This window comes from Halalkalicoccus sp. CGA53 (assembly GCF_036429475.1).
Classification (GTDB): Archaea; Halobacteriota; Halobacteria; order Halobacteriales; family Halalkalicoccaceae; genus Natronorarus; species Natronorarus salvus.
The window spans coordinates 835358-862129 of record NZ_CP144125.1; the positions used below are offsets into that span (position 1 = coordinate 835358).

Genomic DNA, 26772 nt, shown 5'->3' on the forward strand with positions numbered 1-26772 from the left:
CGTGTGGTACGCGCATCGGTCCGTTCGAGGAGGTCAGCGCGCGGGTTCGACGTTGAGGTTGGAGCGGAAGACGTTCTCGGGGTCGTACTCGGCTTTGAGCTCCGCAAGTCGGTCGACGTTGTCACCGTAGGCTATCCGGGCACCGGCCTCGCCCGTGACGAACCCGGGGAACGCGGGGTAGACCCCGTCGATCGTGGCGTCCTGCTCGCGGATCGTCTCCCAGGCCGCACGGGCCCAGGCGACGCTCTCCTCGTCCAGTGTGGGGTCGTCCCAGCCGGCGGCGACGCCGATCATGTACTCGGCCTCGCGGTAGCCGAAGGCGGTGGCGTCGGACGCGACGTCGGCGACCGCACCGCCCAACTGGTAGATCGCGAACTCACACTCGTTCGCGGGCGCCTCCAGCAGCGCGTCGACCATGGTCCCGATCGTCTCGTCGCTCAGCCCGGAGGCGTACAGCGAGTGCCACGAGTAGCGGCGAGCGTCGGGAAACAGCAGTCGGGCCACCTCGTGGACGCTGGCCAGTGGCTGAGGTCCGCTCATATCCATCACCGACTCGCCGAGTTCCCGGAGGGGCGCCATGGCGAGTTCGCCCTCCTCGACGGGCCCGGCGTAGACGCCGTAGACCATGACCACGGGTGCGCCGACGGCCTCTTGGGGTACCGTCGGGAGCGGCGGGATCCGCATCAGGGCGACGATCGTCGTCACCTCGTCGGGGGCATCGGCGGCGTACTTGCGGTAGGCCGAGAGCACGTCGCCCGCGTCCTCAACGGAATAGATCGTCTGAGCGATCGACACCTCCGGACCGACCTCGACGAGTTCCATCTCGAAGCTCGTGACGACGCCGAAGTTCGCGCCACCGCCTCGGATCGCCCAGAACAGCTCCGGGTTCTCGGACTCGCTGGCCGTCAGTACGTCGCCGTCGACGGTCACGATCTCGACCGAACGGAGGGCGTCGATCCCGAGGCCGAACCTCCGGCGGAGCCAGCCGATGCCGCCCGCGAGCGTCGAGCCGGCGATACCGTTCTGGGCCGCCGATCCGACGATCGGCGAGAGGCCGTGTTCCTGTGCGGGATTGAGGACGTCCGAGACACGGGCCCCCGGGCCGACGCGAGCGATGCGGGCCTCCGGATCGATCGTCACCGCGTCCATCCCGGTGAGATCGACGACGAGGCCGGCGTCGACGAGCGCGGTGCCGGTGACGCCGTGGCCGCCACCCCGGACCGACAGCGGGAGGCCGTGCTCCCGGGCCGTCGAGACGGCCGTTACGACGTCGTCGGTCGACGCCGCACGGACGACGAGAGTGGGCCGGCGGTCGATCGCGCCGTTCCAGAGGCGACAGGCCTCCTCGTAGCCCGGGTCGGCGGCCGTGATGACCTCGCCGTCGATCGCTGATCGGAGTTCGGTGACGATGGATTCGTTCGAAGTGACTGTGGCGCTGCTCATTGTACTGGTGTCCCCGTCTCTAAGGAGATCGCTCCTCCTACGCCGTATGACATAATAAATAGGGACTGATACGTGATCGCACTGATCCGGCGTAGACGCCTATCTCATCGAGCGGGTGGAACGGTGCCGGGGTGATGAGTCGAAACGGAACGGACGACGAAGAGTCGGACGAGTCGGTCTGCGTCCGGCCGTCGGCTCGTGGCGAAGCGGCGTTCGTGACGAAGGGGTGGTCGATTTGGGTATGTGGTCGATCGCTCACTACGCCCGGCGCACCGCTCGCGCCGCTCTCGCCCCCTCGGCGGCCCGTCGCATCGCGAGTCGGTGGTCCTTCCAGGTGGCGTACGGCGACCGGGGGGTCGCGCCCACCAATACCCGGGGACGGCGGTGGTGGATGGCAGTCGTCGGTTCGGTGTGGAGCTGCGTGGTTTCCATGGGTGGTGAAACGCGTCCGGGCGTGATAGCTTCGAGACCTGATGAATAAAGGCGCCTCGACGCCGTCGTACCGGTCTCCCCCTCTCGCAGACGGATCGTTTATTGCGGAAACCGTGTATCCGAACGTATGGTGGTGATACTCAGGATGCGCGTGCCGGCACACGCGTTCTCCCTCGGAACCCTGTTCCCGTTGCCCGAGGGAACGACGGCCGAACTCGAGACGCTCGTCTCGCGCGGGGAGCGTTCACAGCCCTACCTCTGGGTGATCGCGCCGGGGATAGCGACCCGTCTCCCGGTCGTCACGGCACGGGCGGGCGAGGAGGTCGCGGTCGTCGAACTGCTCGAGGATCGGGCGTTGCTCGCACTCGACTGGGACGTCGAACACGGCACCCTGTTCTCCGGTGTCGCCCGCTGTGACGGGCGGGTCCTCACCGCGAGCGGGGACGCAGAGAGCTGGACCTTCGAGGTCCGCTTTCCGGAACACGCCGCGCTCTCTCGGTTCAGACACCACTGCGAGGACCACGAGATCGAGTTCACCGTCGAGCGGGTCTACTCCGCGACACATCCGACGACCGACCGATCGTTCGGCGTGACCGACCGCCAGCGCGAGGTGCTGGAGTTCGCGGTCAGAGAGGGCTACTACGCGGTCCCGCGCCGGTGTGCGACCGATCACCTCTCGAAGCGCTTCGGCATCAGCGAACAGGCGGTGATCGAACGGCTGCGTCGAGGGATCGTCAACCTCGTCTCGACGACGCTGCTCTCTCCCGAACACGAACCGTAGGGGTGTTGTCATCTCGTCTCCTTTACCTATCAAGTCCCATCACTTTGCCCCCGCTCCGCGTCTCTCTACACGGTGAACTAGATTGGCAACCAAGATGACCACCGAACGACGCCAGACCCCCGTACGGTTCGGCCTCGACTTCGATCTCGACTCCATGACCGGGATGCACTGGGCGGCCGCCGGCCTGGCCGCGGCCACCGGCGTCGTCCACCTGTACCTCTACGCGACCCAGGCGTTCCTGCCGTTCCTGTTCGCGGGCGTGGTGTTCCTCGCCGCGATCGTCGGCATGCTCCTGTTCCCGTACGGACACGTCGCCAGACGCGCGATCTACGCGCTCGGCGTCCCGTTCACGGCGGGCCAGATCGCCGCCTGGTATCTCGCCGGCATGCCCGACTTCGCGCTGGGCGTCGCCGACAAGGTGGTGCAGGTCGCGTTGATCCTCGTCCTGATCGGTCTGTTCAGGACCGAGATGCGACGCTGACCCGATCTCCCTCGCTCTTTCTGCGGTCTAGGCTCTCCATCTCCGACTCTCACCGACGGGTCCGAAAGACGCCCGATCGGCTCTCGGTTTCGGTCTTTTCCGCGTTCCGTACGGACGGAGCTGGTATACGATGACAACGAGAAGAGAAGTGTTGAAGGCGCTGGCCGCGACGACCGCGATCGGAGCGGCCGGCCTCGCCGGCTGTACCTCGCGGGCGGCGCCCGCGACGAACTGCGTGAAACTCGGAGCCGAACCGAACTACAAGGGCTGGTTCGACGGCGTCGAGACGTACGACGGGACGTGTGACTTCCGCGGGGAAGACGAGGTCCGCGTGCTCGTCGGGGCGAAAGGGACGGAGGCCTACTGGGAGTTCCTGCCCGCCGCCGTCGCGGTCACCCCCGGGACGACCGTCGTCTGGGAGTGGACCGGGATGGGCGGCGTCCACGACGTCGTCTCCGACGGCGGAACGTTCAGTAGCGGGAAACCCCACGACGAGAAGGGCGAGACGTTCGAGTTCACGTTCGACGAACCCGGCGTCTACAGGTACGTCTGCACGCCCCACCAGGCGATGGGGATGAAGGGTGCGGTGTTCGTCGCCCTCGAATAGAGCGAGGCGATACACCTCGTACCACGTCGGTCTATCCGCGATTGTGGCCCTCGGAACGTATCGGTCTTACCCGCACGACCCGAGCCGACTGTCAGGAACCGGAGCCGACCGTGAGCTGTCTGTCGACGCAAACCGGGCCTATTACTCGCCTCGCACCCTGCTCTCGGCATGCTCGACGATCCGACGACGATCACCCACCGCGCCTGGGAGTCCCACGGGAGAGGGACGCTCCGGTTCGCGGTCGTGGGCCTCGGCTGGTGGACGCGGGAGTACGCGTTTCCGGCGCTCGACGCGGCGGAGAACTGCACCCCGACCGTCGCGGTGAGCGGGTCGGCCGAGAAACGCGAGGACGCGATCGAAGACCACGAGAGCGTCAGCCACGCTCTCGACTACGACGCGTTCGAGGCCGGCGAGGCGCGCGAGGCCTACGACGCCGTCTACGTCTGCACGCCGAACGCGCTGCACCTTCCCTCCGTCGAGGCTGGTGCGAGATACGGGAAGGACGTCCTCTGCGAGAAACCGATGGAGGCCTCGATCGAACGCGCCGAGAAGATGGTCGCGGCCTGTGATGACGCCGACGTGACACTGATGGTCGCCTACCGCCTCCAGACCGACCCCGTGGTCCGGCGGGTTCGAGAGCTCGTCCGGGAGGGTGCGATCGGCGACCCGGTCCACCTCTACGGCCACATGTCCCAGCCGGCGCTCGAGTTCTTCGACGGGGGTGGCTGGCGCCTCGACCCCGACCTCGCGGGCCCCGGCGCGTCCGTGACCGACCTCGGCGTCTACCCGACCAACACCGCGCGGTTCGTCCTCGACGCCGATCCGGTGGCCGTGAGTGCGCACGACTGGAGCGGCCACGAGGCGTTCTCCGAGGTGCCCGACGAACGGTCGAGCTTCCTCCTCACCTTCCCCGACGGTATCACGGCGCTCTGTAGCGTCTCGCAGAACGCGGCGCTCTCGGGGAGCTTTCGCGTGATCGGCACGGAAGGGACGATCGAACTCTCGCCGGCCTTCTTCAGCGAGGATCGCGGGCGGCTGACCGTCTCTCGGGGCGAGCACGAGGTGAGCGTCGAGTACGAACCCGTGGATCAGATGCGCGAGGAGGTCGCCTACTTCGCCGATCGGGTGCTCGCAGGCGAGCCGGTCGGACCCGACGGCGAGCACGGACTGCGGGACGTGGAGGTCGTCGAGGCGGTCTACGAGGCCGCGGCGAGCGGGCGTCGGGTGGACCTCTAGCGGATCGACGCCTCGAAACCGGCCGCCGGTCCGGCCCACACGACTCTACCCGCTCCTCCTCGAAACGCCCTGACCGACGCTCGATAGGGATCGTTGTATCTGATCCTCGGTGATAGACACCCTCCCCGTCGACCGCCGAGAAGAGACTACGACCGTCCTTACGAACCCTCCTCTCCGGTGTCGGCGTTCGGATGTGGTAGTATTATGCGTAGTGGCGTCACGTGTACCCGTATGGAAAAATCGCTGATCAGTTCGGAGTTCGGTGACGAGGTCGATCACGACGTCGCTTTCTCCGATGCGGTCGCAGTGGAGATGGACTCTCACACGCGGGTGTACATCAGCGGTATCGTCGCTCACGGGGAGACCGTGGAAGCACAGACGCGTGGGTGTCTCGAAGGGATCGAATCGATCGTGAAGACGTTCGATGGTTCGTTCGAGGACGTCGTCCGGGTCCGTCTCTACGTCTCCGAGCCCTTGCTCGATGACGAGAATCTGGAGACGATCCACGAGGTGAGACAGGAGTTCTTCGAATCCCAGTATCCGGCCAGTACGCTCGTGGAGACGAGCGCCCTCGTGAGTGATGACTTCCTCATCGAGATCGACGCCGATGCGATCGTCCCGGACGAGGGGTGGGAACCGAGGCAGGTGGATCGAAGAGGGCGGTCGTAGTCTCTTCCCGGTGATCGTCAGTATGGGTCGGCGATCACCGGAAAGAGATCGAACTGTCTGCTGAATTCGTCACGGGTTCTCGCCGCCGCGAGGTGAGGAGATTCTCCACGTCGTTTCAGCCGACAGTACCCAACCGTCCGTACGAGCCGTGGGGCCGGACCGAACCCGAGACCGGGTGATCGGCCCTCGCCCCGAGACGGACGATCCCTTCCTGCCCCCGGATCGGGGGTGATCAGTATAAACGCCGTTCCCCCCAAACGGGGGTGAATGGCGAACGCGAACGTCCTCCTCATCGTCGCCGACAGCCTCCGGGCGCGCAACACCTCCCTGCTCGGGTATCGCCGCGAGACGACCCCGTTTCTCGACTCCTTCGCCGACCGGGCGACCGTCTACACGCAGGCGCGCAGCCCGAGCAACTGGACGTTGCCGAGCCACGTGAGCCTCTTCTCGGGCTACGACGCTCACGAACACGGCTTCGACCTCGGCGACCGGCTCGACCCCGGACACACGGTCTTCGAGGAACTGGCTGGGAAGGGCTACGAGACGGGGCTCTTCTCGGACAACCCGTTTCTCACCGAGCACGAGAGCGGACTGGAGACCGTCTTCGAGTACGCACGCGGGACGCCCGACTCCTTTCCTCCCGAGTTCGCGACGAACGGCGACCTCGGCGACTGGCCGAACGGCTTCTGGTACGTCGAGGAGCTACTCGAGTGGACCGGCGAGCGCGAGGGGCCGTGGGCGGCGTGTCTCAACCTGATGGACACCCATCGGCCGTACGAACCACTGGAGGAGTACGACCGCTGGAGCGACGAGCGGGTCAGAGCGCTCCAGGAGACGATGGGGTTCAAGTGGCACTGGGAGTTCCTCTCGGGGAACGTCTCGCTCGGGTTCGCGAACCTTCTCGAAGCCATCTACGACGGAGCGATCCGGCAGGCCGACGCGATCACCGAACGGGTCGTGACCGCCCTCGAAGACCGGGGCGAGTTAGAGGGAACGCTCGTCGTCGTCTGTTCGGATCACGGCGAGTCGTTCGGCTCGGAGACGGTGCTCGACTCGGAGCCGCCCGCCGTGAGCCACCGGATCGGAACGCACGACGACCTCTACCACGTTCCGTTGGTGGTGAAGGCGCCCGGGCAGGACGAGGGACAGCGCGTCGATCACCTCGCGACGCTCACCCGCTTCCCCGAGGCGGTGCGCTCGCTCGCGCTCGACGAGCGACGAGTCGACGGGCCGACGTTCGCCGTCGACCGGGCGTTCGCCTCCCAGCCCCCGATCGGACCGGCGATGGCCCGCGAAGCCGAGCGGATCTGCGGCGACGCCGAGCCGTTCTCGAAACACGCCCGAATCGTCTACGAGGAGGTTCCGGGGGACAGCGTGCTGAAACGCGCCGCCTGGGGCGAGGAGGCGTACGAGACGCTCATTCGCGGTCGGAACGAGCGAGTCGACCGCGGGGAGATCCCGGCCCAGCGGGTCCTGAGCGCGTTCGAGGGTAGCGAGCGGGTCGACCTCGCGAGCCCGCTAGAGGAGTACACGGAGTTCGCGGAGGGCTACGACAACGAGTTCGCGGACGAACTCGAGGACCGCCTGGAGGCGCTCGGCTACCGGTAGGCGGAACTACACTGTCCGCTGTAACCGTGTGAAGGTTCTCGATCCCACGGGTACGTGATACTCTCGAACGACTCACAGCAGTCAGTATAAACCCCCTCCGATCCTGTCCCTCGTATGCCACCGCAGGCACTCTCGCGCGTCGAGAGCCACGCCGTCGACGGCTCCCGCCTCCGACTCGACTGCGAGGTGGAGGCGCTCGGCTCCGGTCCGGAGTTCTACACCTCGGTTCCTCTCACCGTCGAGGCGCTCCGACCGGACGCCCTCCGTCTCACGCTCGACCCGCACCCCGAGGCGGGCGAGGTCGACTCCCCGCTCGCCATCGACTATCGAGCCTTCTCCGAACCGGTCGACCTCTCGGTTACGGAGGGAGAGAGCTCTCTCGACCTCTCGACGGACGCTCTCTCGGTTCGCATCTCGTTCGATCCGTTCGGGATCGAGGTCCGCGAGGACGACCGGACACTCGTCGAGACGCAGCCGGGCTACCGGGACACGAAGGGCCGGCCGCTCGTCCGCCCGTTCGGGTTCACCGAGGAGGTCGTCGACAACTGGCCGTTTGGAGTGAGCGAAACGCACCTCTCACTTCGGCTCTCGCCCGACGAGCGGATCTTCGGCCTCGGCGAGGGGTTCGGCGCGTTCGAGAAGCGGGGCCAGCGGATCGAGACGCGAGTCACCCAGCCGAACGGGGTGGTCTCTGCGGACACGTACTGCCCGGTCCCGTTCTACCTCTCCGACCGGGGGTACGGCCTCTTCGTCGACACCGCCTCGGACGTGACGTTCGACGTGGGTGCGACCTCGCCCTCGGCGCTCGAACTCGCCGTCTCCGCGTCCCCGCTCTCGGTGACCGTCTTCGCGGGCACGCCGAAGGAGGTGCTGACGGGCTACACCGACCTCACCGGTCGCGCGCCGAGCCTCCCCCCCTGGACGTTCGGGACCTGGCTCTCGCGCAACACCTACGAGACCGCCGAGGAGGTCCGCGAGGTGGCGAGGGAAGCGCGAGAGCGCGGCTTCCCGTGTGACGTGCTCCACCTCGATCCCGCGTGGGCGGGCGTCGAGAACCTCGACATGGAGTGGGATCGCGGGGCGTTTCCCGACCCGGAGGCGCTCTGTGCCGACCTCCACGAGCTGGGGTTCAGGGTCTCGCTCTGGGAGTATCCGTACCTGCCGGTCGAGAGCGACCGGTTCGCCGAGGCACGCGAGGGGGGCTACCTGGTCCGGGACGGGAGCGGCCGGCCGTACGTGCTCCGTCGACCGAGCCACCCGGCGACCCGGGCCGGGATCGTCGACTTCGAGAACCCGGAGGCAGCGGCGTGGTGGGCCGACCGGCACCGCGAACTGATCGAGACGGGCGTCGACGTCTTCAAGACCGACTTCGGGGAGTACCTGCCCGACGACGCGATGGCCGGGGGTAGACCGGGTACGAGCCGTCACAACGCGTATCCACTCGCCTACCAGCGTGCGGTCGCGGGGGCGTTCTCGGGTACGGAGAAGCCCCCGGTGCTCTTCTCGCGCTCGGGCTGGGCTGGCTGTCAGCGCTACCCCGTCCACTGGGGTGGGGACTCCTGGTCGACGTTCGACGGGTTCGCCGCGAGCGTGCGCGCCGGGCTCTCGCTCACGCTCTCGGGCTTCCAGTTCTGGAGCTGTGACATCGGCGGCTACAAACCCGACCCCTCGCCCGAACTCTACGTCCGGTGGGCGCAGTGGGGGCTGCTCGCGCTCAGCCACCCCCGGTTCCACGGGAAGACCCCGCGCGAGCCGTGGGCCTTCGGCGCCGAGGTCGAGGAGATCGTCACCCGGTACGCACGACTCCGGTACCGACTGCTCCCCTACCTCCTCACGCACGCCGAGCGGTCGACGAAGACGGGCGTCCCGCTCACGCGTGCGATGGCGATCGAGTTCCCCGACGAACCGGCGGTCTCCGGGCTCGCGACCCAGCACATGATCGGCCCGGACCTCCTGATCGCACCCGTCCTCTCGTCCGACGACCGGGTCCGCCTCACGCTGCCACCCGGCGAGTGGATCGGCTACTTCGACGGCTCCCGGTATCGGGGGGTGAAAACGCTCGACCTCTCGCCCGCGCTCTCCGAGATCCCGCTGTTCGTGAGAGCCGGCGCCGCGATCCCGACCGGCGAACCGGGTGACCGGGTCGGCTCCGAACTCGCGGACCCGGTAGTCCTCCGTGTCTACCTCCCGGAGGGCGGTGGGATGGAGACCGAGACCGAGGTGTACGACTGGGGGGAAGAGCGCTATCTCCCCATCCGGGTCGACCTGAGTGAGGACCGCGAGACCCTCGCGTTCGGGTGTGGGAACGACGGACGGTCGTTCGAGGCGCTCGTTCTCGGCCTCGAAGGGGTGCCGAACACGATCACGTACGGCGGTCATCAGGTCGAGAGGGACGCGGTCGAGTTCGACTCGGCGACGGGCGACCTCTCGATCTCCCTCGGACGGGGATAGCGGTCGTGATCGGGAGCGGTCGGGACACGGGAGCCGGCTACACACTGATGATCGTCGGGACCGATTCGACGTCCATGAGCGTCGACTCGACCGTCGAATCCGACGAGGCTGCCGGATGAAGCGTCGGGCACTCCTCGCGCTCGGCCTCGCCCTGCTGGTCCTCGGACTGTTCGTCCTCGTCGTCGGCTGGGAGGAGGTGCTCGGGGCGATCCGTCACGCCTCGCTCCGGATCTACGCCCTCGCGTTCGTCGCCACGGTGGGCTGTCTGCTCTGTCGCGCGTACGTCTGGCACCGCGTGCTCGCAATCGTCGACAGGCCCCGACCGTACTGGCTCGTCGTGAGCGTCTTCCTCGCCGGCACCTTCGGGAAGTACGTCCTCCCCTACGGCCAGGTGACCTCCGGGGTAGGCGTCGCGGCGGTCGTGAGCCGCTACTACGACTCGGAGTACGAGGAGGGTCTCGCCGCGGTGGTGAGCGCGGACTTCCTCAACTATCTCCCCTACTACACGCTCGGAGCGGTCGGGGTGGGCTACCTGCTGCACACCGGCTCGTCACCCGTCGCCCTCGACGCCTACCTTCGCCCGGCCGGGGTCGCGCTCGCGGTCGTCGGTCTGGTGCTCGTGGTCGTGTGGCACCGCCGGGACGGGATCAGATCGGGAGCGATCGGGGCGGTCGCCAGCCTGCGGGGGGCGGTCTCCGGAGTCTCGCCCCGGGTAGCACGGCAGCTCCGACGGGAGAACCTCGAACGGCGCTTCGAGGGCTTCTCGGAGACGCTCGAACTCGTCTCGCGGAACCGACGGTCCGGGGCCGTCGCCGTCCTCTCCGCTCACGTCGCCTGGCTCGGTCTCGCGGGCGCGCTCTACGCGACCGCACACGCCGTCGGCTCGCCGCTCCCCTTCGGCCTCGCGATCTTGGGCGTCGCGCTCAGTAAACTCGGATTTCTGGTACCGACACCCGGCGGCGTCGGCGGCGTCGAGATCGCGCTCGCGAGCGTGCTCGTACTCGTCGCGCCGATCGGGTTCGCGACCGCCACCGCGATCGCCATCCTCTACCGATTCGCGACCTACTGGTTCACGATCCTCGTCGGCGGGGCGACCTCCGTGGCGCTCACGCTGAAGGACCCGACGCCACCGGAAGCGGAGTGAGGTGCGAGCGAAAAGGACGCGACTTATCCTCACCTCCTCGTACAGCCGCACATGGAGATCGTACTCGTCGCGGCCGTCTCGGAGAACGGCGTCGTCGGGAGCGAGGGCGGCGTGCCCTGGAGCTATCCGGAGGACGTCGACCAGTACAAGGCCGCGGTGAGCGGCTACCCGGTGATCGTCGGCCGGCGGACGTTCGACCGGATGAAGCCGATCGAGGGCTCGTTCACCCTCGTGCTCACGAGCGACGGGTCGCGATCCGACGACCGCGAGGAGGTGAGCTACGTCACCGATCCGGCCGAGGCGATCGACCTCGCCGCCGAACGCGACGACGTCGTCTACGTCATCGGTGGCGGCGCCGTCTACGACCTCTACGAGCCGGTCGCGACCGGTGCGCGGATCAGTCGCATCCCCGAGACAGTCGAGGGCGACAGTTTCTTCCCCGACCTCGGCGAGTCGTGGGCCGTCAGGGAGACGATCCACTTCGACGGGTTCGAGATCGAGGTCCTCGAGAACCGGTCACCGGCCGGCGTCGAAACGCTTCGCGGGGAGTGAGCCGGTCGCTCTGGATCCGACGGTGAGGGGGTACGCACTCGTCTACGCGAGCCGACGGGTTCATCATCCGGGATACGAACGCGTTCGCGTGCGCCCGATCCCGATCGAGCACCGAACGACCACCCTGGGTTTGACCCTCGCGAACCTCCTCCCGCTGGTCGGCGTGGTCGCGTTCGGCTGGGGCGTGCACACGCTGCTCGTCGTCTACTGGATCGAGAGCGGCGTGATCGGCGCGGCCGGACGACGCCCTCTCTCAGAGGTAGCCGATGTCGGCGAGGTGCGCCCGTACTGCCGGACCGAGTTCCTCCTCGCACTCGTCACGATCGGTACCGATGTCGCGAAGGGGGTACCCCGAGAGGGCCGCCGATACCTCGTCGGGCTCGACCGGTCCCTCGATCACCTCCGCACGAGCGCCGTAGACGGTCGACCTGACTGCCTCCCCGTCCCACATCGCGCGTTTCCCGACCGCCCGTCCCGGCAGGTCCCCGTAGACCGCGACCGACTCCGAGACGAACTCCCCGTACCGATCGCCGCAGTATCGCCGGGCCGCGTCGAGTTTCGGCCCGTCGATCTCGTCCCGATAGGTGAGACACCGCCCGTCCGGTGCGGCGAAGACGCTATCGTCCGTGTCGGCACCTCCCGAATCCGGATCGGTGAACGCCTCGACGGCCGCCGGAAATCGGGTGAGTGAGGCGAGTTCGTCTACCTCACGACCCTCCGTCTGGGCCGGTGCCTTCACGACCAGGGGGACGTGCGTGAGCGCCTCGTTCGTCCCGAGCGTGTGCGCGATACAGCGCGGTTCGCTCGGGACCGCCGAGAGCTCCCCGAGGCCGTCGCCGTGGTCCGAACAGACCACCACGAGGGTGTCGTCGAACCCGTCACGTTCCTCCAAACCCCTGAGCAGGCGGTGGAGGACGGCGTCGGCCTGTCGGACCGCCCCGTCGTAGAGCCCCTCCAGCGCGGCGAGATACCAGTACGGATAGCGCTCGCCGTAGAACTTCCAGACGAACTCGCCGCGACCGAGCTCTCGCTGTACTTCCCTCGCGTCCTCCTCGCCCCAGCGGTCGTACCCGGGTTCGGGGAGGTACGGCCGGTGGGCGTCCATGACGTTCACGCAGGCAGCCCACGGCTTCCCGTTCTCGCGCTCGTCGACCCACTCCAGGAACCGCTCGGCGTACCAGAAGCCGGTGGGATGGGCCATCTCGAACTCGCCGCTCACCTCGAACCCTTCCGGCACCGACTCCGGGACCCCGACGACCGTCCCGAAGCGGTCACCGATACCGACCGGGTGGGCCGTGATGTAGACGTTCGAACTGAACACGCCGGTCGCGTAGCCCCTCCCCTCCAGCCTCTCGAAGACGGTGTGGCCCGGTTCGATCCGGCGGTCGATCGTCACGCCGTGTTCCGGTACGTCCAGTCCGGTGAAGAGACTCACGTGCGACGGGAGGCTCCAGACGCCGGGAGCGCGGGCCTGTCGGTAGACGGTCGCGCGCTCGGCGAAGCGGTCGAGAGCGGGCGTCGTCCGATGACGGTGGCCGGAGAGGGAGGTGTTCGCCGCGCGGACGGAGTCGAGTACGACCAGCAGGACGTTCGGCCGGTCCATACGTGGCGGTAGGGGGCGGGGGGTAAGTGACCGCCGATGCCAGTGGCTCACGGTCCGTCGGTCCACGTCCGGGCGTCGATCAGGCCGGACCGAACTCCTGGGGCGCTTCCTCTTCGATGAGATGACGGACGGCGTCGCGGATCGCCTCGCTCCGGCTCACGTACGGGCCGTCCTCGACGAGCGAATCGATCTCGGCGAAGAGGGAATCGGAGACGCGGAGCGTGATCCGCTGGGCGTCGCCGCCGTCGTTCAGCGAGTGGGGATTACTGTATCCCACGCTCGCCCTCCCATCGGATGGTGCAGTTCTTCAGATGCTGGGGCCACTGCGTCTTCGCGATGAGCTCGCTACATCGCGGGCAGGGGCGCTTTTCGGCAGGGTTCTCGCTCACGGGGACTCGTCGGTCGCGAGGCGACGGTGATATATGTGTTTTGTGTATATAAGAAAAGTTATATTTCACCTGTCCGATGGCGACCCTTTTTACAGAGCGTCCCTTCCGTACGGTCATGCTCGATTACGTGGGGTTGGAGGCGGGGTTGGACTCCGAGGAACGGATGGTCCGGGACACCGCCCGCGAGTTCGTCACAGAGCGCGTCCGCCCGGAGATCGCCACCCACTACGAGGCAGGCACGTTTCCCACCGACCTGATCCCCGAGATGGGCGACCTCGGCTTCTACGCGCCCAATCTGGAGGGTTACGGCCTGCCCGGGCTCTCCGAAACGGCGTACGGACTGCTGATGCAGGAGCTCGAGGCGTGTGATTCCGGGCTCCGGTCGATGGCGAGCGTCCAGGGCGCGCTCGTCATGTACCCGATCCACGCCTTCGGTTCTGAGGAGCAAAAGGACGAGTGGCTCCCGAAACTCGGCGAAGGCGAGGCGGTCGGCTGTTTCGGGCTCACCGAGCCCGAACACGGCTCCGATCCGTCCAGCATGGAGACCAGAGCCGAGCGAGACGGCGACGAGTACGTCCTCTCGGGCTCGAAGACCTGGATCACCAACTCGCCGATCGCCGACGTCGCCGTCGTCTGGGCCCGGGACTCGTCGAGTGAAAACTCGCCAGTGAGGGGGTTCCTCGTCGAGACCGATAGGGAGGGCGTGAGCACGAACAAGATCGACGAGAAGCTCTCGCTTCGCGCGTCGATCACGGGCGAGATCGGCCTCTCGAACGTCCGAATCCCCGAGGAGAACGTCCTTCCAGGTGTAGAGGGCATGAAGGGGCCGCTGTCGTGTCTGACGCAGGCGCGTTACGGCATCGCCTGGGGGGCGGTGGGTGCGGCCCGGGACTGTTTCGAGGTCGCGAGGGAGTACGCGCTCGATCGCGAGCAGTTCGGCGGGCCGATCGCGCAGTTCCAGCTCCAACAGCGCAAACTCGCGGAGATGGCCACACAGATCACGACCGCGCAATTGTTGGCCTACCGGCTGGCGGAGCTGAAAGAGCGCGGCGAGCTGCGTCCACAGCACGTCGCGATGGCGAAACGAAACAACGTCCGGATGGCCCGCGATCAGTCCCGGGTCGCGAGGGAGATGCTCGGGGGCAACGGGATCACGCTCGATTACTCGCCGATGCGGCACATGGCGAACCTCGAAACCGTCTACACGTACGAGGGGACCCACGACATCCACACGCTGATCCTCGGCGCCGACCTCACCGGCATCCAGGCCTTCGACTAGAGTCGGTCAGCGCGTGCAGCGCGAGAGGACCTTCCCGAACACGTCGCGCCGGTCCGCGCCGAACCGGTAGCCGGTCTCCCAGAGGTTCTCCGAACCGGGAAGCGTCGCGAGTAGCGCCGCGACCGTTCTGGTCGGTCGATCCGTTCGCGAGAGCACCTCCTCCAGTGCCGCACCGCAGGAGTAGACCGCGTCGTCGGTCAGGAGGTGCATACACTCCTCGTACTCCTCGGGGAGTCGCGCGAGCTGGTCCGGCGAGAGCTGGGAGTAGCCGACGAGCTCGAACTCTCCTCTGGCGGCGAACTGTTCGACACACCAGGTACAGAAGCCACAGTCGTCGTCGTAGACGAGTCTGGGCGTGTGGACCTCGTTCATCGGTTCCAGGCCGCCTCCTCGGGGTCGATCAGCCGCCTCTCCTCCCCGGTCGCGTCGATCCTCGCCCGCTCCTCGTCCGTGAGGTCGAGATCGGTCGCCGCGAGGTTCTCCTCTAGATGCGCCTCCCCCGTCGCCTTCGGAATCGCGACCACGTTTTCGAGACCCGCTATCCACGCGAGGCTCACCTGCGCGGGCGTCGCGTCGTGGGCCTCCGCGATCTCGACGAGTTCGGGGACCTCTTCGACCTCGCCGCGCATTACCGGGCAGTAGGCGACCAGCGTGAGGTCGTGGGCGACCGCGTACTCCCGCAGCTCTTCTTGGGGTAACAGCGGGTGGAGTTCGACCTGGTTCGCGACGACCGGGGCGTCGAGGAGCTCCCGTGCCTCGTCGAGCAGGTCGGGCGTGAAGTTACTCACCGCGACGTGGTCGGTGACTCCTGACTCGTGGAGTTCGTCGAACGCGGCGAGGCTCTCCTCGGGGTCGTACGCCCGGGTCGGCCAGTGGACGTAGAGCAGGTCGACCGACTCGACGCCGAGCCGATCGAGGCTCTCGTGGGCGGTGTGGATCGCGTCGTCGTACGCGAGGTTCTTCTGGTGAACCTTCGTCGCAAGCGTGATCTCCTCTCTGGGAACCCCCGCGCGGGCGATCCCCTCGCCGACGCCCCGTTCGTTGTCGTACATCTGGGCGGTGTCGACGTGGCGGTAGCCCATCTCGAGGGCGTTCGCCACGCTCTCGGCGCACTGTTCGGGATCCGTGTTCCCGGAGGTTCCGAGGCCGATCGGCGGGAGATCGAGCGTCATACCGTGACGAACGGGTGCGGGGGGAAAGAAGCCGACGGTTCGACGACACGCTCGCGCATCGGCAGAGAACGAGCAGGTACCGACCGCGGAACCCGACGACCACCCGGTGCCATGGATCCGGGCCGTCGTGTACGAGAGGGTCGTCTGACGTTCCGATGCGTGCTCTCGACCGGTGCGCCGGGTGCACCTCTCGCCGGATCGATAGATCCCTCCACGAGTAGATGACCGAGAGAACCGCCTGGCGTGTCACCCTAGCACGCAGATTTAAGTTCGCCACCCGCTTTCGCACACCTATGCCGATCGATCCGCAGTTCCACGAGAACCGAGAGGTCGTCGACACGCACAACGGACACAACGTCTGGGGCCCGGTCGAGGAGCCCGAAACCCTCGGTATCCACGGCACGCACGTCGCCGTCGACTTCGACATCTGCCTGGCCGACGGCGCGTGTCTGGAGGACTGTCCGGTCGACGTCTTCGAGTGGGTCGACAGCCCGGACCACCCCGAGAGCGAGATCAAAGCCGACCCGGCGAACGAGGCCCAGTGTATCGACTGTATGCTCTGTGTCGACGTCTGTCCGGTGGACGCGATCGACGTCGACGCAGGCCGGACGGCCTAGTCGCGTTCGACGTCCAGACGCTCTTTCAGCTCCGCGAACTCCTCGTCCGCGAGCTCGTCGATCCGCTCGCGGAAGTGTTCGTCACAGAGCCCGACGCGGATCCCGCCGGACTCGGTGACGACGTCCGCGTCCCCGTCGCAGTAGTGACATCGCATACGCTCGCTACGAGTTCGAGAGGGTTCAACTCACCGCTTGTAGACGCCTCCGGACGCGACGATACGTCTCCCCGTCAAGTCCGGCCACCCCGAGCCGGTCGTCGTGGGCGTCGCTTCCACCGGTGGCGAGCAGGTCGAACTCCCGGATCACCCGATCGACGGGGTCGGGATCGACCGCGTACTCGTAGGGGTAGTATCGTTCGACGCAGTCGAGGTCCGAACAGCGAGCGAGCGCCCGCTCGGGCTCCGCGTACCGGAGGGGGTGAGCGAGGCCGACGAGCGCGCAGGCCCCCCGGAGGACCGAGACGCCGTGCTCGAACGCCGGGATCTCGCGGGCGACGTAGCAGGGACCGTCGTTTCCGATCAGCCGTTCGAACGCTTCGCCGTAACTCAGATCGGTGTCGGGGTGTCTGTCGATCGCTCGCGCGACGTGCGGTCGCCCGAACCCCTCCTCCGGATCGAGGTCGAGGTCGATCTCCAGGTGGCGCTCGACCCGCTCGACGATCGCCCGGCCGCGCTCGATCCGGTTCTCCTGTATTCGCTCGACTTCGGCGGTGAGTCCGTCGGTGCGGCGGAGGCCGTAACCCAGGAGGTCGACCGGCTCCTCTTTCGTCTCGACCCGCAACTCGATCCCGTGGATCACCGACACACCGTCGCATTCGGTTACGGGGGAGTCGAGGTCGGGGTGCGGTCGGTCGTGGTCCGTCACGCACACCGCGGAGAGCCCCGCCTCGCGGGCGGCCCCGGGGATCCGATCGACCGTGAGCGAGCCGTCCGAGGCGGTCGTGTGGACGTGGCAGTCGGCGACGATCATACCGACGGGAGGGTCGGCCTCCCGATAAACGATCACCCGTATAGGATGTGCAGTAATGACCATTATATTCCTAGATCGAGGGGGGTGACATACATGGAAAATCGTTATAAACCTTCGGCGGCCGGATGGGGTATGGTCTACACGAACACGGGAGAGCTGTTCGACGATTACCGCTACCCCGCGACGACCGCCGACCTTATCGAGCGCTACGGCGACGACGAGATCACCCTCCCGGAGGGCACCCAGCGGATCGGCGAGATCCTCTCGCTCACCGACGAGACGTTCCAGAGCGCCGAGGAGGCCCGATACGCGATCTACGCCGGGCTGAGCAGCCGGGCGATCGGCCGGAAGGGCTACACCGACCGCGACCCGACCCCGCCGGGGACGGACGGCCCCGACCCGGTCTCGTTCTGAACGGTTAGGTGGACGTTACACCGAGTCGGCCCCGTTTACCGATCCCATAGTAATGGCCCGATAGCTCCGACACTCTGCCAGTGGCCCCGCCGAGATTCGTCGCCGTCGACGTCGGTAGCACCCACACGAAGACCGTCGTCTCGACGCTCGACGGCGAGTTCACGACGTCCGTCGCGCGCGAGCCGACCCGTCCGGAGGAGCTGGGATCGGAGGTAGTACGCGCGGTCCGGCGACGGCTCTGCGAGACGAACGGGGCGGGTCTGGAGGGGATCGGCGTCGCCACGACCGGCCTCGTCGACCGCGTCACGGGGACGATCCGGGAGTTCGACACGGCCGACGGACGGACGCTTCGGGACATCCCACTCGGCGATCGGTTGCGGGAGGCGTTCGGGGTGCCGGTCGCCGTCGAGAACGACTGCACTGCCGCCGCGCTGGGCGAGTGGTACTTCGGCGCACGGGAGCGAGAGGGCTGTCTCGTCCACGTCACGTTCGCCACCGGGATCGGCGCGGGCGTCGTCGCCGACGGCGTCCCCCTTCGGGGTGAACACGGACACGCCGCCGAGGTCGGGCTCTTCCCGATCCACGCCGATGGCGAGTTAGAGAGCTGTGGCGTCACCGGCGCGTGGGAGGCGTACTGCTCGGGGCGGGGGATCCCCCGATTCGTCGAGTCGCGACTCGGCGGCGAGAGCGAGACGACCCTCGCCACCCACGGAACGCTGACCGCTCGGGAGGTGTTCGAGGCGGCCGCCGCGGGCGACGAGCGCGCGATCGAATCGCTCGACCTGATCGGTCGCTACAACGCCGCCGGGATCGGGGCGATCGCGAACGCGTATGATCCGGGACTGGTGACGCTCGGCGGCTCCGTCGCCCTCGAGAACCCGGAGGCGGTTCTCGGCGGGATCGACCGGTACCTCGACGAGTTCTGTTACGGCGAGCGACCGCGGATCACGACGACCCCGCTCGGCGCGGAGATCGAACTCTACGGCGCGCTCGCGAGCTACCTCCACAGAGAGCGCGCTCCCGAGACGGACCGCACCGAACGCGTTCGGGGCTGAGACCGGGCCGTATCGGTTCCGTCGGTGCAGAGCCGCCAGTCGACCCGATCTGCCCGGGACGTGGTCACGGTGCCCCTCGTGCCCTCGGTTCTCCGACGAATACCGTCGAGTCGAACGTCACCTCACGTGATCGGCGGAGGTCGTTCCTCGACCGCGTCGTCTCCGGATACCTCGTGCGATCACACCGTCGAGTGCCGACTCTCGTCACACACGAACAGGGATGGATCGACACGCGGCTCAGGGCACCGACGGACCTCTCCCGGTCGGGTCGTCGGCGTCCTTCCACTCACCGATGCCGGAGGGATCGAGGTGGACATGTGCGTCGCCGACGCCGTCGATCGCCCGGAGCGCCTGCACGAGGTCGGTCTCGATCCCGTGCGCGGCGAGCAGGGTGAGTTCGCCGTCGACCTCGACGTGGGCTTCGACCTCGAGGACGGTGCCGTCGTAGAAGACGGTGAGGTCGTGGACACCCTCGACGTCCGGGTGAGCGAGCAGCGTCTCCCTGATCGTCTCGCGCTCGGTCTCCGACGGAGCGGCCCCGACTAGGTACGGAAGGTTCTCGCGGCAGATGTCGACGCCCTGCCAGACGACGAGCAGGCTGACGAGGCCGCCCGCGATCGGGTCGAGTGCTCCGAACCCGAAGAAGAGGCCGACGACGCCGACGACCGCGGCGATCGAGGTGTAGAGGTCGTTCAGGCAGTCGGTCGCGAGCGCGTGGAGCGCGGTCGAACCGATCGATTCGTTCACCCAGGTCGTGTACCGGTAGACGAGATACATGTCGACCATCGCGAAGGCGAGGGCAGCTAACAGAAGCGGGCTGAAGACCGCGTCCGTGCCGAAGGCGAGTCCGTGAGCCGACTCGTAGAGCAGGTTCAGTCCGAGGAGGACGATCACCGCGCCGACGAACAGCGCGGTGAGCGGTTCGATCCGGCTGTGGCCGTGAGGATGGCTCGCGTCGGGGTCCTTGAACCGGGTGTCACCCCAGACGAGGACGACCACGCTCGCGATCAGGTCCGCGATCGAGTGGGCGGCGTCCGCCAGCAGCGCGACGCTTCCGAACGCGAGGCCCGCCGCGCCCTCGACGAGGATCTTCGCGGCGTTACCGAGCACGTTCGCCCACGACGCCCTGGCGAACCGACGCTCGTCTCGCCCCGTCATCGTCCGGTTTAGATGCAGTCGAAACTTAGGGGTTCCGGTCGGGTGACGGGTTCAGCGCAAGACATCGTTGGACTTCCCGTGGAGGGCCGGTTTCGATCCGGTTCCGACGAGACAGCCGCTGTGTAGTGGTGCGATGGGAGCGACTCCATTCCCATCAGCTATCGTACATGTGTCACGAACCATGATCGGTGCAGACCTTATCTATCAGGGTTTGCCGAGTCGTGACTCTGCGTGGCTTGTTGTAGGGTGATGTAGCCTATGTAAGCGCTCGTAACTATTGCGATGACGACTATCGCTCTGATGTACTCTCGAACCAATTCGTGCCAGTACGCACCGATTGCAAGGCCTATTGTAATCATTGCGAATTTGAATATCCCTATTTGCAACCAACTGAAGGTGTATGATCTGAAGACGTGCATCGATAGGTGTGAATCGAGGTGGGTAACAATAAACCCACAACTCAAGCTAGTTCGGTGAATGGGCACTACTTCCCCTTCACCCATCGATTTATTCGAGGTAATTTCGCAATTCACTCTGCGAAAACAGGACTCGGTGGCCATACGAACTCTGCCCTAGCTTCCTGCCAATCATGGATGGTTTTCGTTGCCCAGTATGAGATACAGGGTACGCAAGCTTTCGGAATTCCCTTCAGGTCGATGAGCGTGGATCGGTCAATCTAGGATGAACAGAACGTCAGTCGTCCACGACCTGCTCTCAATCAGGCTTTCCCATTCGCTCTTCGGAAGCAGGTTGTTGGTCGAGTAGAGCTGGCGCTGGAGAAGCGTAGCGGGCAAGGGTGACGCTGCCGCGTCACCCGAATGCAATGTTCCCATTTGAATTGCTTAGCTCAGAGGCGAGCGCCGCGAACCTGCTACAGCAGGTTCGCTGGCGTGACGGCCTCTACTGCCCGCGCTGCCAGTCTGAGTCGGTGATCAAACACGGCAGCTTTCGAGAGTATCAGCGGTATCTCTGTAAGGATTGCGACCGCACGTTCAACCCAAAGACCGGCACGATCTTCGCGCACGCGAAGATCGGCCTCGATAAGCTCTTGTTCGCGTTCTACTTGTTGCTCCGGTTCAACACGAGTATCCGCCAACTTGACGCTGAACTTGACGTGTCGTATCGGTCGCTTCGGCGGCGCGTCGAGCAGTTCGCCAGAACGCTCGACGCGCCAGCCATCGATCTCGTGGGGCCCGTCGAAATCGACGAAGTCTACGTGACTGCGGGGTTGAAAGGCCGCGAGCGCGACTCCCGGTCGCGCTCGCGTGGGCTCTCGAAACGTGGTCGCGGAAGCTATGCTCAGGACAAGCCACCAGTGTTCACACTCGTTGATCGTGGTAGCGACCAGCGATACGTCGTCCCAGCGAAATCCGCTGATGAATCGACCGTTCGACTCCTCCTCGGCGACTGCGAGGAGGAGTCGCTCACTGTCTACACTGACGGATTTCGAGCATACGATCCACTCGAAGAGGACGAGAACTACCAGCGAGAAGCCGTGATTCATAGCGAGGGCGAATATGTCGATGGAGACGCACACGTGAACACCTGCGAGAGCCACGCGTCGCTTCTGCGACGGTGGCTCTCGCCCCATCGGGGCGTCTCAAAAGACAAGCTCACACCGTATCTCAGAGCGTTCCAGCTTCGCCGAAGAATCTTACGAAAACCCGGTCAAGAAGCTCTCGAAGAGGTCGTTCGAACTGTACTCTGATTCACCAACAACGTGCTTCCCATGAGCGTTCCCATTTATTATCACGTCCGATCACATGATAGCAGTATGGAACAATTTACAGTTGCGCTACAAGGTGTAGCGTTACAACTCGACAGCGATTGGTGGCTGGAGTGGATCCCTCTCATAGGATCGGTTCTCGGTGCACTCTTCTTTGCGTTGGTCATAGCCGCGTTCGTGATCGTCTTCTTCATCCCAATCCTCGAACGGGCGGGCTGGATGGAGTCTGACGATGGGCAAGACGCGATCCAAACTCTCCGAGAACGGTATGCTCGTGGCGAGATCGACGAAGAGGAGTTTGAACGTCGAGAGTCGTTCCTCCGAAACCGCGAACGCTAGACGAGAAATTTTGCGCTATACCCGATGCTGTTTTCCCAGTGGGCTATGTTCGCAATCCTGTTAACATCTGTCTGCCATTTAGTGTTTGAATCGATATCTCATAAATGCAATTCCAGCTGTATGTCCCTTCGATCGATGTGCTGTGTTGCCAGAAATCAAACCTCAAGCCATACGCTGACCGGAGGTTCAGGCTAGCGTCTACTCGTTCGACCGACTGGCTGATTCAGCCCGTCTTACTTGGAAGAAAAACGTTGGTTTTGGCACAGCCTCTATGCCTTCGGTACTACACTCGTGACAAAAATTGAAAGCGTCGTGGTCTACCATCGAGGCGTTCTCATGGTTCGAACGATCAACATCCCTTCCTAAGCGACGTCTGGGGGTGGGGTGTGCGTCCCCTGTACACGGCACGCTGCATCTATCGACTCCTGTATAGGTCACGAAGAAATTGCTGTCGATACTCACTGTCTGATCGCCCCTCGACTATCCACAGAACGGTCACGTGAACCCTTCAACACTCCCCTTCTCGATTCCTACACCCACTCGATCACGGTGTCCAGATCGAGCGGGACCGAGCCCTTCCTGTACGCTTCGACCCGGCCGGAGGGACGCGCCCGGAAGACGACCGCGGGGCGGTGTCTCACCTCGGGCTGTTCGCCCGCGAGCTGTGCCCAGCCGTCGTCGGGAAACGACGAGCAGTCGACGAAGAGCACCGCGCCGCCGCCGTGTGCCGAGAGCTGACCGCTCGTCTTCGTCTCGGCGGTGTCGCGCACCGCGGCGATCGGCGTCGAGGCGGCCCGGCGAGAGGGCGGTTCGGGTCGGGTCACCTCGACGAGCACCGCGCCGGGGCCGTCGCCCGCGCGGAAGTCGAGCGAGTGGCCGGTCGCCACCTCGATCTCGGGGGTGACGGCGTAGCCCGCCTCGGTGAGGATCCACGCGACGGTGAACTCGCTCATCGCGGCGGCCATCCGCACCGGGTCGAGCCGTTCGCTCGTCCCGAGCTTCGACGCCATCTCGTAGCGGTACTCGTCGAGTGCGCCCGTCTTCAGTACCCGCTCGTAGAACGCGAGCCCTTCCTCCGGGGTGGCGTCTGGGAAGCCGGCGGCGCGCTCGGTCAGGAACGCTCGGGCGGTGTGTCTGCCGTCTTTCGAACAGAGCACCGGGAGGAAGAACCAGGCGAGATAGGGGTACTCCGCGAACATCGGCTCGTCCTCGAGCAGTTCGGCGAGCAGTTCGCGCTGGGCCCACCGCGCGACGGAGTACGGCACCTCGTCGAAGGTGTACTTCTCGGTGCGCCAGAGCGTGCTCGGCGTCTCGGTGTTGCCCAGCCAGAACGCGCCCTCCTCGTCCGGTTTCCAGGCGAACAGGGCGGTGTCGCCGTTGTCCATGTCGAAGCGCACCGCCTCGTATCCCGAGGGTGGGCGATGCCAGGTGGGCGACCAACGTGCGCCGATCGCCGAGTCGAGCGACCGCAGGAGCTCGCGCTCGACGCGCCGGTCGGACCAGCGCTCGTGTGATCGACGGAAGCGAAGGGGGCTCGCCACGGACGGAGAGAACTGGTCCGGGGGATTGAACCTTCCGCCTCCGCCCGACGTGAACGACCGTTAGGTTGATTATCGGAGGTTACAAAGGGTGTGTGTGATTCGCAATGTCAATGGGCGCCTACGACGATGAGGAACACGAGCGTCGAGAGCGGAAGAACGCGACCGTCGACACCGACTTCGACGACGACCGTCGGGTGTACCAGGGCAAACTCGAGTTCGACTCGGGCGAGTCGGCCGAGGCGCTTCTCGATCAGTTCCGACGGATGAAGTCCTCCTGATCGGATCGGTTTCGTTTCGCGAACACGATAGAGAGCGAGCAGACGACCGTCACCGCGACGACGTGACCGGTGATCGCGACGAGCAACACCGGACGGTCGAGCACGAACGGCACGAGCAGGAGCTGGATGAGCCCGAAGCCGATGTTGAGCCGGTCGACCCGGCGAAAGGCCACGGCGGCCTCCGGAGTCGTCGGGTAGGCGTACGATCGCCAGAGGCTGATCACCGCGGTCCACCAGCTCGCCCCGATCCGGTAACAGAGGTCCCAGAGCACGAGCAGCATCAGGTAGACCGCGACCATCGACGGCTCCGGGCCGAAGAACGCCTCGATCAGCGGCTCCTCGCTCGTCCCCGGGTCGAAGACGAACAGGTGGGTCACGAGCGCGATGAACGCAAGTACGCCGAGGACGACCTCGACGCTCGAGCCGAAGATCAGCCGACGGTACGGCTCGGGAGCGCTCGTCGACCTGATCGCCGCACCCATCCGCAGCATCACGACGCTGCCTGCGGCGGCGACGACCACCGCGGCGGTGCCCGCGAGCACCGCCGTCCAGAGGTCGTAGACCGCGGCGAGGACGAGGAGACCGACCTGAAAGAGGGAAAACTGCAGCGCCACCGCCGCCCGATCCGAGAGGTCGATGCCAGGAAGCGCGCCGACGATGCTCTCGTACACCCAGGTCTCGCCGTACTCCGGCCGCATCAGGCCGACTCCGAGACCGCCCGCTCGACCGCGACCTCGTATGGCGTCGGATCGATCCGTACCAGGTCCCTGATCCGACTCTCGGTCACGACGACCGGGTTCTTCATCCCGAGCACGAGCGGGTGAGCGACGTCGCGGTCGACGTCGGTGACGAGGTCGAGCCAGTACGCCGAAAGCTTCGGCGAGAGCACCGGTACCGGAACGATGAACGCCTCGTGGCCGAGTATCTCCCCGGTTCGCTGCATGATCGCCTGGTAGGTGAGCACGTCGGGCCCGCCGATGTCGTAGGTCTCGCCCGCGGTTTCGGGTACCTCCAGTACGCCGACGAGATAGGCGACCACGTCGTCGAGGGCGATCGGCTGGCAGTCGGTGCGGACCCACTTCGGAGTGATCATCACCGGCAGCCTGACCGCGAGCTGTCGGATGATCTCGAAGCTCGCCCCGCCCGCGCCGATGATGACCGCCGCCCGGAGCGTCGTGAGGTCGTATCTCCCCTCCGCGAGGATGTACTCGACCTCGCGGCGCGAGCGGAGGTGACCGGAGAGGTCGTCGTCCTCGTCGCCGAGGCCGCCGAGGTAGATCACCCGTTCTACGCCCTCTTCGCTCGCCGCCGCCCGGAAGTTCCGGGCCGCGCTCCGGTCCTCCTCGCGGAAGTCCTCGCCCGACTGCATCGAGTGAACGAGGTAGTACGCCGCGTCCACCCCGGAGAGCGCCGGCCCGAGCGACTCCCGGTCGAGGACGTCGCCCCCGACCACCTCGACCGCGTCGGGGCCGTCGTAGTCGTCGGGGCTTCGTGTCAGCGCCCGGACGCCGTGGCCCGCATCGAGCAGCGCCTCGACCAGCCGACTCCCGACGAACCCCGTCGCTCCCGTGACCAGCACGCGCATGGCAGCACTAAGGGACGGCGCGTGCTTAGTCGTTGGCCGTGCCTCGGCCGGACGCGTTCGCTACGGACGACGCCTCACGGGCGCTCGCCGCGTTCGCCTCGAGAACGCGGAGTTCCCGTGCGGTGCAGCGACCGGTTCTGAACGGGTGGAGAGTTACCGAGTGGCATATATAATTATAGACCACAACGCTTTTGATCCGAGCACGACGATACGGGGGTACGGTGTGGATGAGCACCGTCCGGAACGGGGGCGTCGCCTCTGGCTCCCGTCTCCGGTACTTCGTTTCGACCACGATCGTGTGGCTACTCCGACCCCCCGAGCGGGTTCTGCGTGCGATCGGCCCGATCAGTCGTCGACCGCATGCCACCCGGGGGTAGACGGTGCGCCTCGCTCCTCCTCGACCCGTTCGGCGAGTGCAGCGTACGATCCGGTCGCGGGTGAACCCACGTCCTCCGAGCGCGCTTCCCACTCCGCCGCCGCCTCACTCACCCACGACCGACACGCGACGGCCCGCTCGTACGCCGACTCGTAGACGGTCTCGTTGTGCTCGGTCGTTCCGGGCGCCGAGGCGAGGGCGGCCGCGACGAACGAGGCCCTGTCCTCGCCGGTGAGCGTTCCCTCCCGACTCCGGGCGACGACCCCGCCGAGTTCGTCGGGGTGCGGGTGGACGAACACCTTCGATCCGACCGCACCCGGGCCGAGGAGCAGTCCGGAGAGGCCCTCGGGAACCGACCGGTCGAGCAGGCGCCTCCCGCCGAACGCCCGCTCAACCCGTTCGCACTCGGTCTGTACCTCGAGGGCCAGGTTGTGTCCGGGGTACTCAGCGCACTCCTCCGGGTAGGTCTCGGTCCCGTGGATCCGACACTGGAGCGTCGCCGGATCGAGGAAGGTACACGTGGGAAGCCAGTGCGGGTCGGTCCCGAACGGCGACACCGGTTTCGGGGGTTTCCTGAGTCCGAGGAAGAACGCGGGTTTGCCGTCGATGGCGGCGAGGCGGGTGCCGTCTACCTCGACCGCCGGGTCGTCCGGTTCGGCTCGCCAGAGCCGTGGGGTCATCGCGTCGGCGAGTCCTGCATCCACGAGCGTCCGAGCGTCCTCGCGGGTGAGCGGGACGAGGTTGTACGCCCCGTCGAGGGGTTCTCTCGGCCCGCGACGTTCGTGATCGGAGGGATGTGACGAGAGCGAGCGCCAGTCGATACAGCAGCCGGCACACCCCACGCAGTTCACCTCCATACCCCTTCCT

The 26772-nt window shown here is 66.3% G+C and carries 29 protein-coding genes and 1 pseudogene; 17 read left to right on the forward strand and 13 right to left on the reverse strand.

The features are described from left to right. Positions 1 to 33: 33 nt before the first annotated feature. Both V2L32_RS05550 and V2L32_RS05555 read right to left on the reverse strand, forming a co-directional pair. Positions 34 to 1443 (reverse strand): FAD-binding oxidoreductase, encoded by a 1410-nt coding sequence (locus V2L32_RS05550; RefSeq protein WP_331235482.1) that lies wholly within the window; start codon positions 1441 to 1443, stop codon positions 34 to 36. A 258-nt stretch (positions 1444 to 1701) separates the two neighbouring features. Further along, the gene (locus tag V2L32_RS05555) at positions 1702 to 1875 is read right to left on the reverse strand and encodes a hypothetical protein (RefSeq protein WP_331235483.1); all 174 of its coding nucleotides are present in this window, start codon (positions 1873 to 1875) and stop codon (positions 1702 to 1704) included. A gap of 127 nt (positions 1876 to 2002) precedes the next feature. On the opposite strand from V2L32_RS05555, the gene V2L32_RS05560 reads away from it, so the two are divergent. The 10 genes and pseudogenes from V2L32_RS05560 to V2L32_RS05605 all read left to right on the forward strand — a co-directional run. Beyond that, the gene (locus V2L32_RS05560) at positions 2003 to 2656 is read left to right on the forward strand and encodes a helix-turn-helix domain-containing protein (RefSeq protein ID WP_331235484.1); all 654 of its coding nucleotides are present in this window, start codon (positions 2003 to 2005) and stop codon (positions 2654 to 2656) included. Between the two features lie 94 nt (positions 2657 to 2750). Beyond that, a complete protein-coding gene (locus V2L32_RS05565) occupies positions 2751 to 3137 on the forward strand; it encodes a hypothetical protein (RefSeq protein WP_331235485.1) in 387 nt (128 codons plus the stop codon). Between the two features lie 130 nt (positions 3138 to 3267). Next, on the forward strand, positions 3268 to 3744 hold the full coding sequence (locus V2L32_RS05570) for a halocyanin domain-containing protein (protein ID WP_331235486.1): 477 nt from the start codon (positions 3268 to 3270) through the stop codon (positions 3742 to 3744). A 168-nt stretch (positions 3745 to 3912) separates the two neighbouring features. Next, positions 3913 to 4980, forward strand: a complete 1068-nt coding sequence (gene gfo6, locus V2L32_RS05575) for a D-xylose 1-dehydrogenase Gfo6 (RefSeq protein ID WP_331235487.1) — start codon at positions 3913 to 3915, stop codon at positions 4978 to 4980. 231 nt (positions 4981 to 5211) lie between these two features. Next, positions 5212 to 5649: a RidA family protein gene (locus V2L32_RS05580; RefSeq protein ID WP_331235488.1), complete on the forward strand. Its 438-nt coding sequence runs from the start codon at positions 5212 to 5214 to the stop codon at positions 5647 to 5649. 267 nt (positions 5650 to 5916) lie between these two features. Further along, the gene (locus V2L32_RS05585) at positions 5917 to 7257 is read left to right on the forward strand and encodes a sulfatase (RefSeq protein WP_331235489.1); all 1341 of its coding nucleotides are present in this window, start codon (positions 5917 to 5919) and stop codon (positions 7255 to 7257) included. Between the two features lie 114 nt (positions 7258 to 7371). Continuing rightward, positions 7372 to 9708 (forward strand): glycoside hydrolase family 31 protein, encoded by a 2337-nt coding sequence (locus V2L32_RS05590; RefSeq protein ID WP_331235490.1) that lies wholly within the window; start codon positions 7372 to 7374, stop codon positions 9706 to 9708. 115 nt (positions 9709 to 9823) lie between these two features. After that, positions 9824 to 10852 (forward strand): lysylphosphatidylglycerol synthase transmembrane domain-containing protein, encoded by a 1029-nt coding sequence (locus V2L32_RS05595; RefSeq protein WP_331235491.1) that lies wholly within the window; start codon positions 9824 to 9826, stop codon positions 10850 to 10852. Between the two features lie 51 nt (positions 10853 to 10903). Further along, a complete protein-coding gene (locus V2L32_RS05600; protein WP_331235492.1) occupies positions 10904 to 11404 on the forward strand; it encodes a dihydrofolate reductase in 501 nt (166 codons plus the stop codon). Positions 11405 to 11492: 88 nt separating this feature from the next. Continuing rightward, positions 11493 to 11627: pseudogene (locus tag V2L32_RS05605) on the forward strand (DUF6498-containing protein); the annotation flags it as partial. 30 nt (positions 11628 to 11657) lie between these two features. On the opposite strand, the gene V2L32_RS05610 reads toward V2L32_RS05605, so the two are convergent. Together V2L32_RS05610 and V2L32_RS05615 are read right to left on the reverse strand one after the other, a co-directional pair. Beyond that, a complete protein-coding gene (locus tag V2L32_RS05610) occupies positions 11658 to 13007 on the reverse strand; it encodes a sulfatase (protein ID WP_331235493.1) in 1350 nt (449 codons plus the stop codon). A 79-nt stretch (positions 13008 to 13086) separates the two neighbouring features. After that, a complete protein-coding gene (locus V2L32_RS05615; RefSeq protein WP_331235494.1) occupies positions 13087 to 13284 on the reverse strand; it encodes a ribbon-helix-helix domain-containing protein in 198 nt (65 codons plus the stop codon). Positions 13285 to 13511: 227 nt separating this feature from the next. Here V2L32_RS05615 and V2L32_RS05620 point away from each other — a divergent pair, with 227 nt between their 5' ends. After that, on the forward strand, positions 13512 to 14675 hold the full coding sequence (locus V2L32_RS05620; RefSeq protein WP_331234380.1) for an acyl-CoA dehydrogenase family protein: 1164 nt from the start codon (positions 13512 to 13514) through the stop codon (positions 14673 to 14675). A 6-nt stretch (positions 14676 to 14681) separates the two neighbouring features. Here the strand turns inward: V2L32_RS05620 and V2L32_RS05625 are convergent, their stop codons facing one another. Together V2L32_RS05625 and V2L32_RS05630 are read right to left on the reverse strand one after the other, a co-directional pair. Further along, positions 14682 to 15047: a DCC1-like thiol-disulfide oxidoreductase family protein gene (locus V2L32_RS05625; protein ID WP_331235495.1), complete on the reverse strand. Its 366-nt coding sequence runs from the start codon at positions 15045 to 15047 to the stop codon at positions 14682 to 14684. Beyond that, the gene (locus tag V2L32_RS05630; protein WP_331235496.1) at positions 15044 to 15847 is read right to left on the reverse strand and encodes an aldo/keto reductase; all 804 of its coding nucleotides are present in this window, start codon (positions 15845 to 15847) and stop codon (positions 15044 to 15046) included. Before V2L32_RS05630 ends, V2L32_RS05625 begins: the two co-directional genes overlap by 4 nt. A gap of 293 nt (positions 15848 to 16140) precedes the next feature. On the opposite strand from V2L32_RS05630, the gene V2L32_RS05635 reads away from it, so the two are divergent. After that, positions 16141 to 16464 (forward strand): 4Fe-4S dicluster domain-containing protein, encoded by a 324-nt coding sequence (locus V2L32_RS05635; protein ID WP_331235497.1) that lies wholly within the window; start codon positions 16141 to 16143, stop codon positions 16462 to 16464. Here the strand turns inward: V2L32_RS05635 and V2L32_RS05640 are convergent. Continuing rightward, on the reverse strand, positions 16461 to 16619 hold the full coding sequence (locus V2L32_RS05640) for a DUF6757 family protein (protein WP_331235498.1): 159 nt from the start codon (positions 16617 to 16619) through the stop codon (positions 16461 to 16463). The genes V2L32_RS05635 and V2L32_RS05640 overlap by 4 nt on opposite strands. 25 nt (positions 16620 to 16644) lie before the next feature. Further along, on the reverse strand, positions 16645 to 17433 hold the full coding sequence (locus tag V2L32_RS05645) for a PHP domain-containing protein (protein ID WP_331235499.1): 789 nt from the start codon (positions 17431 to 17433) through the stop codon (positions 16645 to 16647). Between the two features lie 132 nt (positions 17434 to 17565). On the opposite strand from V2L32_RS05645, the gene V2L32_RS05650 reads away from it, so the two are divergent. Beyond that, entirely contained in the window at positions 17566 to 17847 is a 282-nt protein-coding gene (locus V2L32_RS05650) for a DUF5789 family protein (RefSeq protein ID WP_331235500.1), read from the forward strand. 80 nt (positions 17848 to 17927) lie between these two features. Next, the gene (locus V2L32_RS05655; protein WP_331235501.1) at positions 17928 to 18902 is read left to right on the forward strand and encodes an ROK family protein; all 975 of its coding nucleotides are present in this window, start codon (positions 17928 to 17930) and stop codon (positions 18900 to 18902) included. 237 nt (positions 18903 to 19139) lie between these two features. Here the strand turns inward: V2L32_RS05655 and V2L32_RS05660 are convergent, their stop codons facing one another. Then, complete coding sequence (locus tag V2L32_RS05660; RefSeq protein ID WP_331235502.1) at positions 19140 to 20060, reverse strand: cation diffusion facilitator family transporter; 921 nt, start codon at positions 20058 to 20060, stop codon at positions 19140 to 19142. 823 nt (positions 20061 to 20883) lie between these two features. On the opposite strand from V2L32_RS05660, the gene V2L32_RS05665 reads away from it, so the two are divergent. Both V2L32_RS05665 and V2L32_RS05670 read left to right on the forward strand, forming a co-directional pair. After that, a complete protein-coding gene (locus V2L32_RS05665; protein WP_331234826.1) occupies positions 20884 to 21768 on the forward strand; it encodes an IS1595 family transposase in 885 nt (294 codons plus the stop codon). Between the two features lie 66 nt (positions 21769 to 21834). After that, on the forward strand, positions 21835 to 22125 hold the full coding sequence (locus V2L32_RS05670) for an SHOCT domain-containing protein (RefSeq protein WP_331235503.1): 291 nt from the start codon (positions 21835 to 21837) through the stop codon (positions 22123 to 22125). 530 nt (positions 22126 to 22655) lie between these two features. On the opposite strand, the gene V2L32_RS05675 is transcribed toward V2L32_RS05670, so the two are convergent. Then, complete coding sequence (locus tag V2L32_RS05675; protein WP_331235504.1) at positions 22656 to 23666, reverse strand: DUF5784 family protein; 1011 nt, start codon at positions 23664 to 23666, stop codon at positions 22656 to 22658. 104 nt (positions 23667 to 23770) lie between these two features. On the opposite strand from V2L32_RS05675, the gene V2L32_RS05680 reads away from it, so the two are divergent. Next, positions 23771 to 23944: a DUF5786 family protein gene (locus V2L32_RS05680; RefSeq protein WP_331235505.1), complete on the forward strand. Its 174-nt coding sequence runs from the start codon at positions 23771 to 23773 to the stop codon at positions 23942 to 23944. Here V2L32_RS05680 and V2L32_RS05685 read toward each other — a convergent pair. From V2L32_RS05685 to V2L32_RS05695, 3 genes are all read right to left on the reverse strand, one after another. After that, positions 23917 to 24642 (reverse strand): DUF7530 family protein, encoded by a 726-nt coding sequence (locus V2L32_RS05685; protein ID WP_331235506.1) that lies wholly within the window; start codon positions 24640 to 24642, stop codon positions 23917 to 23919. The two genes, V2L32_RS05680 and V2L32_RS05685, sit on opposite strands and share 28 nt — an antisense overlap. After that, positions 24642 to 25529 carry an NAD(P)H-binding protein gene (locus V2L32_RS05690; RefSeq protein WP_331235507.1) on the reverse strand — a complete coding sequence of 296 codons (888 nt, stop codon included), beginning with the start codon at positions 25527 to 25529 and terminating at the stop codon, positions 24642 to 24644. The genes V2L32_RS05685 and V2L32_RS05690 overlap by 1 nt, the downstream gene beginning before the upstream one ends. Positions 25530 to 25874: 345 nt before the next feature. Then, entirely contained in the window at positions 25875 to 26762 is an 888-nt protein-coding gene (locus V2L32_RS05695; protein WP_331235508.1) for a YkgJ family cysteine cluster protein, read from the reverse strand. Between the last annotated feature and the right edge of the window lie 10 nt (positions 26763 to 26772).

Coding starts and splice junctions, on each gene's coding strand:
- V2L32_RS05550 (WP_331235482.1), bottom strand. CDS start 1,443: ATGAGCAGCGCCACAGTCACTTCGAACGAATCCATCGTCACCGAACTC.
- V2L32_RS05555 (WP_331235483.1), bottom strand. CDS start 1,875: ATGGAAACCACGCAGCTCCACACCGAACCGACGACTGCCATCCACCAC.
- V2L32_RS05560 (WP_331235484.1), top strand. CDS start 2,003: ATGGTGGTGATACTCAGGATGCGCGTGCCGGCACACGCGTTCTCCCTC.
- V2L32_RS05565 (WP_331235485.1), top strand. CDS start 2,751: ATGACCACCGAACGACGCCAGACCCCCGTACGGTTCGGCCTCGACTTC.
- V2L32_RS05570 (WP_331235486.1), top strand. CDS start 3,268: ATGACAACGAGAAGAGAAGTGTTGAAGGCGCTGGCCGCGACGACCGCG.
- gfo6 (WP_331235487.1), top strand. CDS start 3,913: ATGCTCGACGATCCGACGACGATCACCCACCGCGCCTGGGAGTCCCAC.
- V2L32_RS05580 (WP_331235488.1), top strand. CDS start 5,212: ATGGAAAAATCGCTGATCAGTTCGGAGTTCGGTGACGAGGTCGATCAC.
- V2L32_RS05585 (WP_331235489.1), top strand. CDS start 5,917: ATGGCGAACGCGAACGTCCTCCTCATCGTCGCCGACAGCCTCCGGGCG.
- V2L32_RS05590 (WP_331235490.1), top strand. CDS start 7,372: ATGCCACCGCAGGCACTCTCGCGCGTCGAGAGCCACGCCGTCGACGGC.
- V2L32_RS05595 (WP_331235491.1), top strand. CDS start 9,824: ATGAAGCGTCGGGCACTCCTCGCGCTCGGCCTCGCCCTGCTGGTCCTC.
- V2L32_RS05600 (WP_331235492.1), top strand. CDS start 10,904: ATGGAGATCGTACTCGTCGCGGCCGTCTCGGAGAACGGCGTCGTCGGG.
- V2L32_RS05610 (WP_331235493.1), bottom strand. CDS start 13,007: ATGGACCGGCCGAACGTCCTGCTGGTCGTACTCGACTCCGTCCGCGCG.
- V2L32_RS05620 (WP_331234380.1), top strand. CDS start 13,512: ATGCTCGATTACGTGGGGTTGGAGGCGGGGTTGGACTCCGAGGAACGG.
- V2L32_RS05625 (WP_331235495.1), bottom strand. CDS start 15,047: ATGAACGAGGTCCACACGCCCAGACTCGTCTACGACGACGACTGTGGC.
- V2L32_RS05630 (WP_331235496.1), bottom strand. CDS start 15,847: ATGACGCTCGATCTCCCGCCGATCGGCCTCGGAACCTCCGGGAACACG.
- V2L32_RS05635 (WP_331235497.1), top strand. CDS start 16,141: ATGCCGATCGATCCGCAGTTCCACGAGAACCGAGAGGTCGTCGACACG.
- V2L32_RS05640 (WP_331235498.1), bottom strand. CDS start 16,619: ATGCGATGTCACTACTGCGACGGGGACGCGGACGTCGTCACCGAGTCC.
- V2L32_RS05645 (WP_331235499.1), bottom strand. CDS start 17,433: ATGATCGTCGCCGACTGCCACGTCCACACGACCGCCTCGGACGGCTCG.
- V2L32_RS05650 (WP_331235500.1), top strand. CDS start 17,566: ATGGTCTACACGAACACGGGAGAGCTGTTCGACGATTACCGCTACCCC.
- V2L32_RS05660 (WP_331235502.1), bottom strand. CDS start 20,060: ATGACGGGGCGAGACGAGCGTCGGTTCGCCAGGGCGTCGTGGGCGAAC.
- V2L32_RS05665 (WP_331234826.1), top strand. CDS start 20,884: ATGTTCCCATTTGAATTGCTTAGCTCAGAGGCGAGCGCCGCGAACCTG.
- V2L32_RS05670 (WP_331235503.1), top strand. CDS start 21,835: ATGGAACAATTTACAGTTGCGCTACAAGGTGTAGCGTTACAACTCGAC.
- V2L32_RS05680 (WP_331235505.1), top strand. CDS start 23,771: ATGTCAATGGGCGCCTACGACGATGAGGAACACGAGCGTCGAGAGCGG.
- V2L32_RS05685 (WP_331235506.1), bottom strand. CDS start 24,642: ATGCGGCCGGAGTACGGCGAGACCTGGGTGTACGAGAGCATCGTCGGC.
- V2L32_RS05690 (WP_331235507.1), bottom strand. CDS start 25,529: ATGCGCGTGCTGGTCACGGGAGCGACGGGGTTCGTCGGGAGTCGGCTG.
- V2L32_RS05695 (WP_331235508.1), bottom strand. CDS start 26,762: ATGGAGGTGAACTGCGTGGGGTGTGCCGGCTGCTGTATCGACTGGCGC.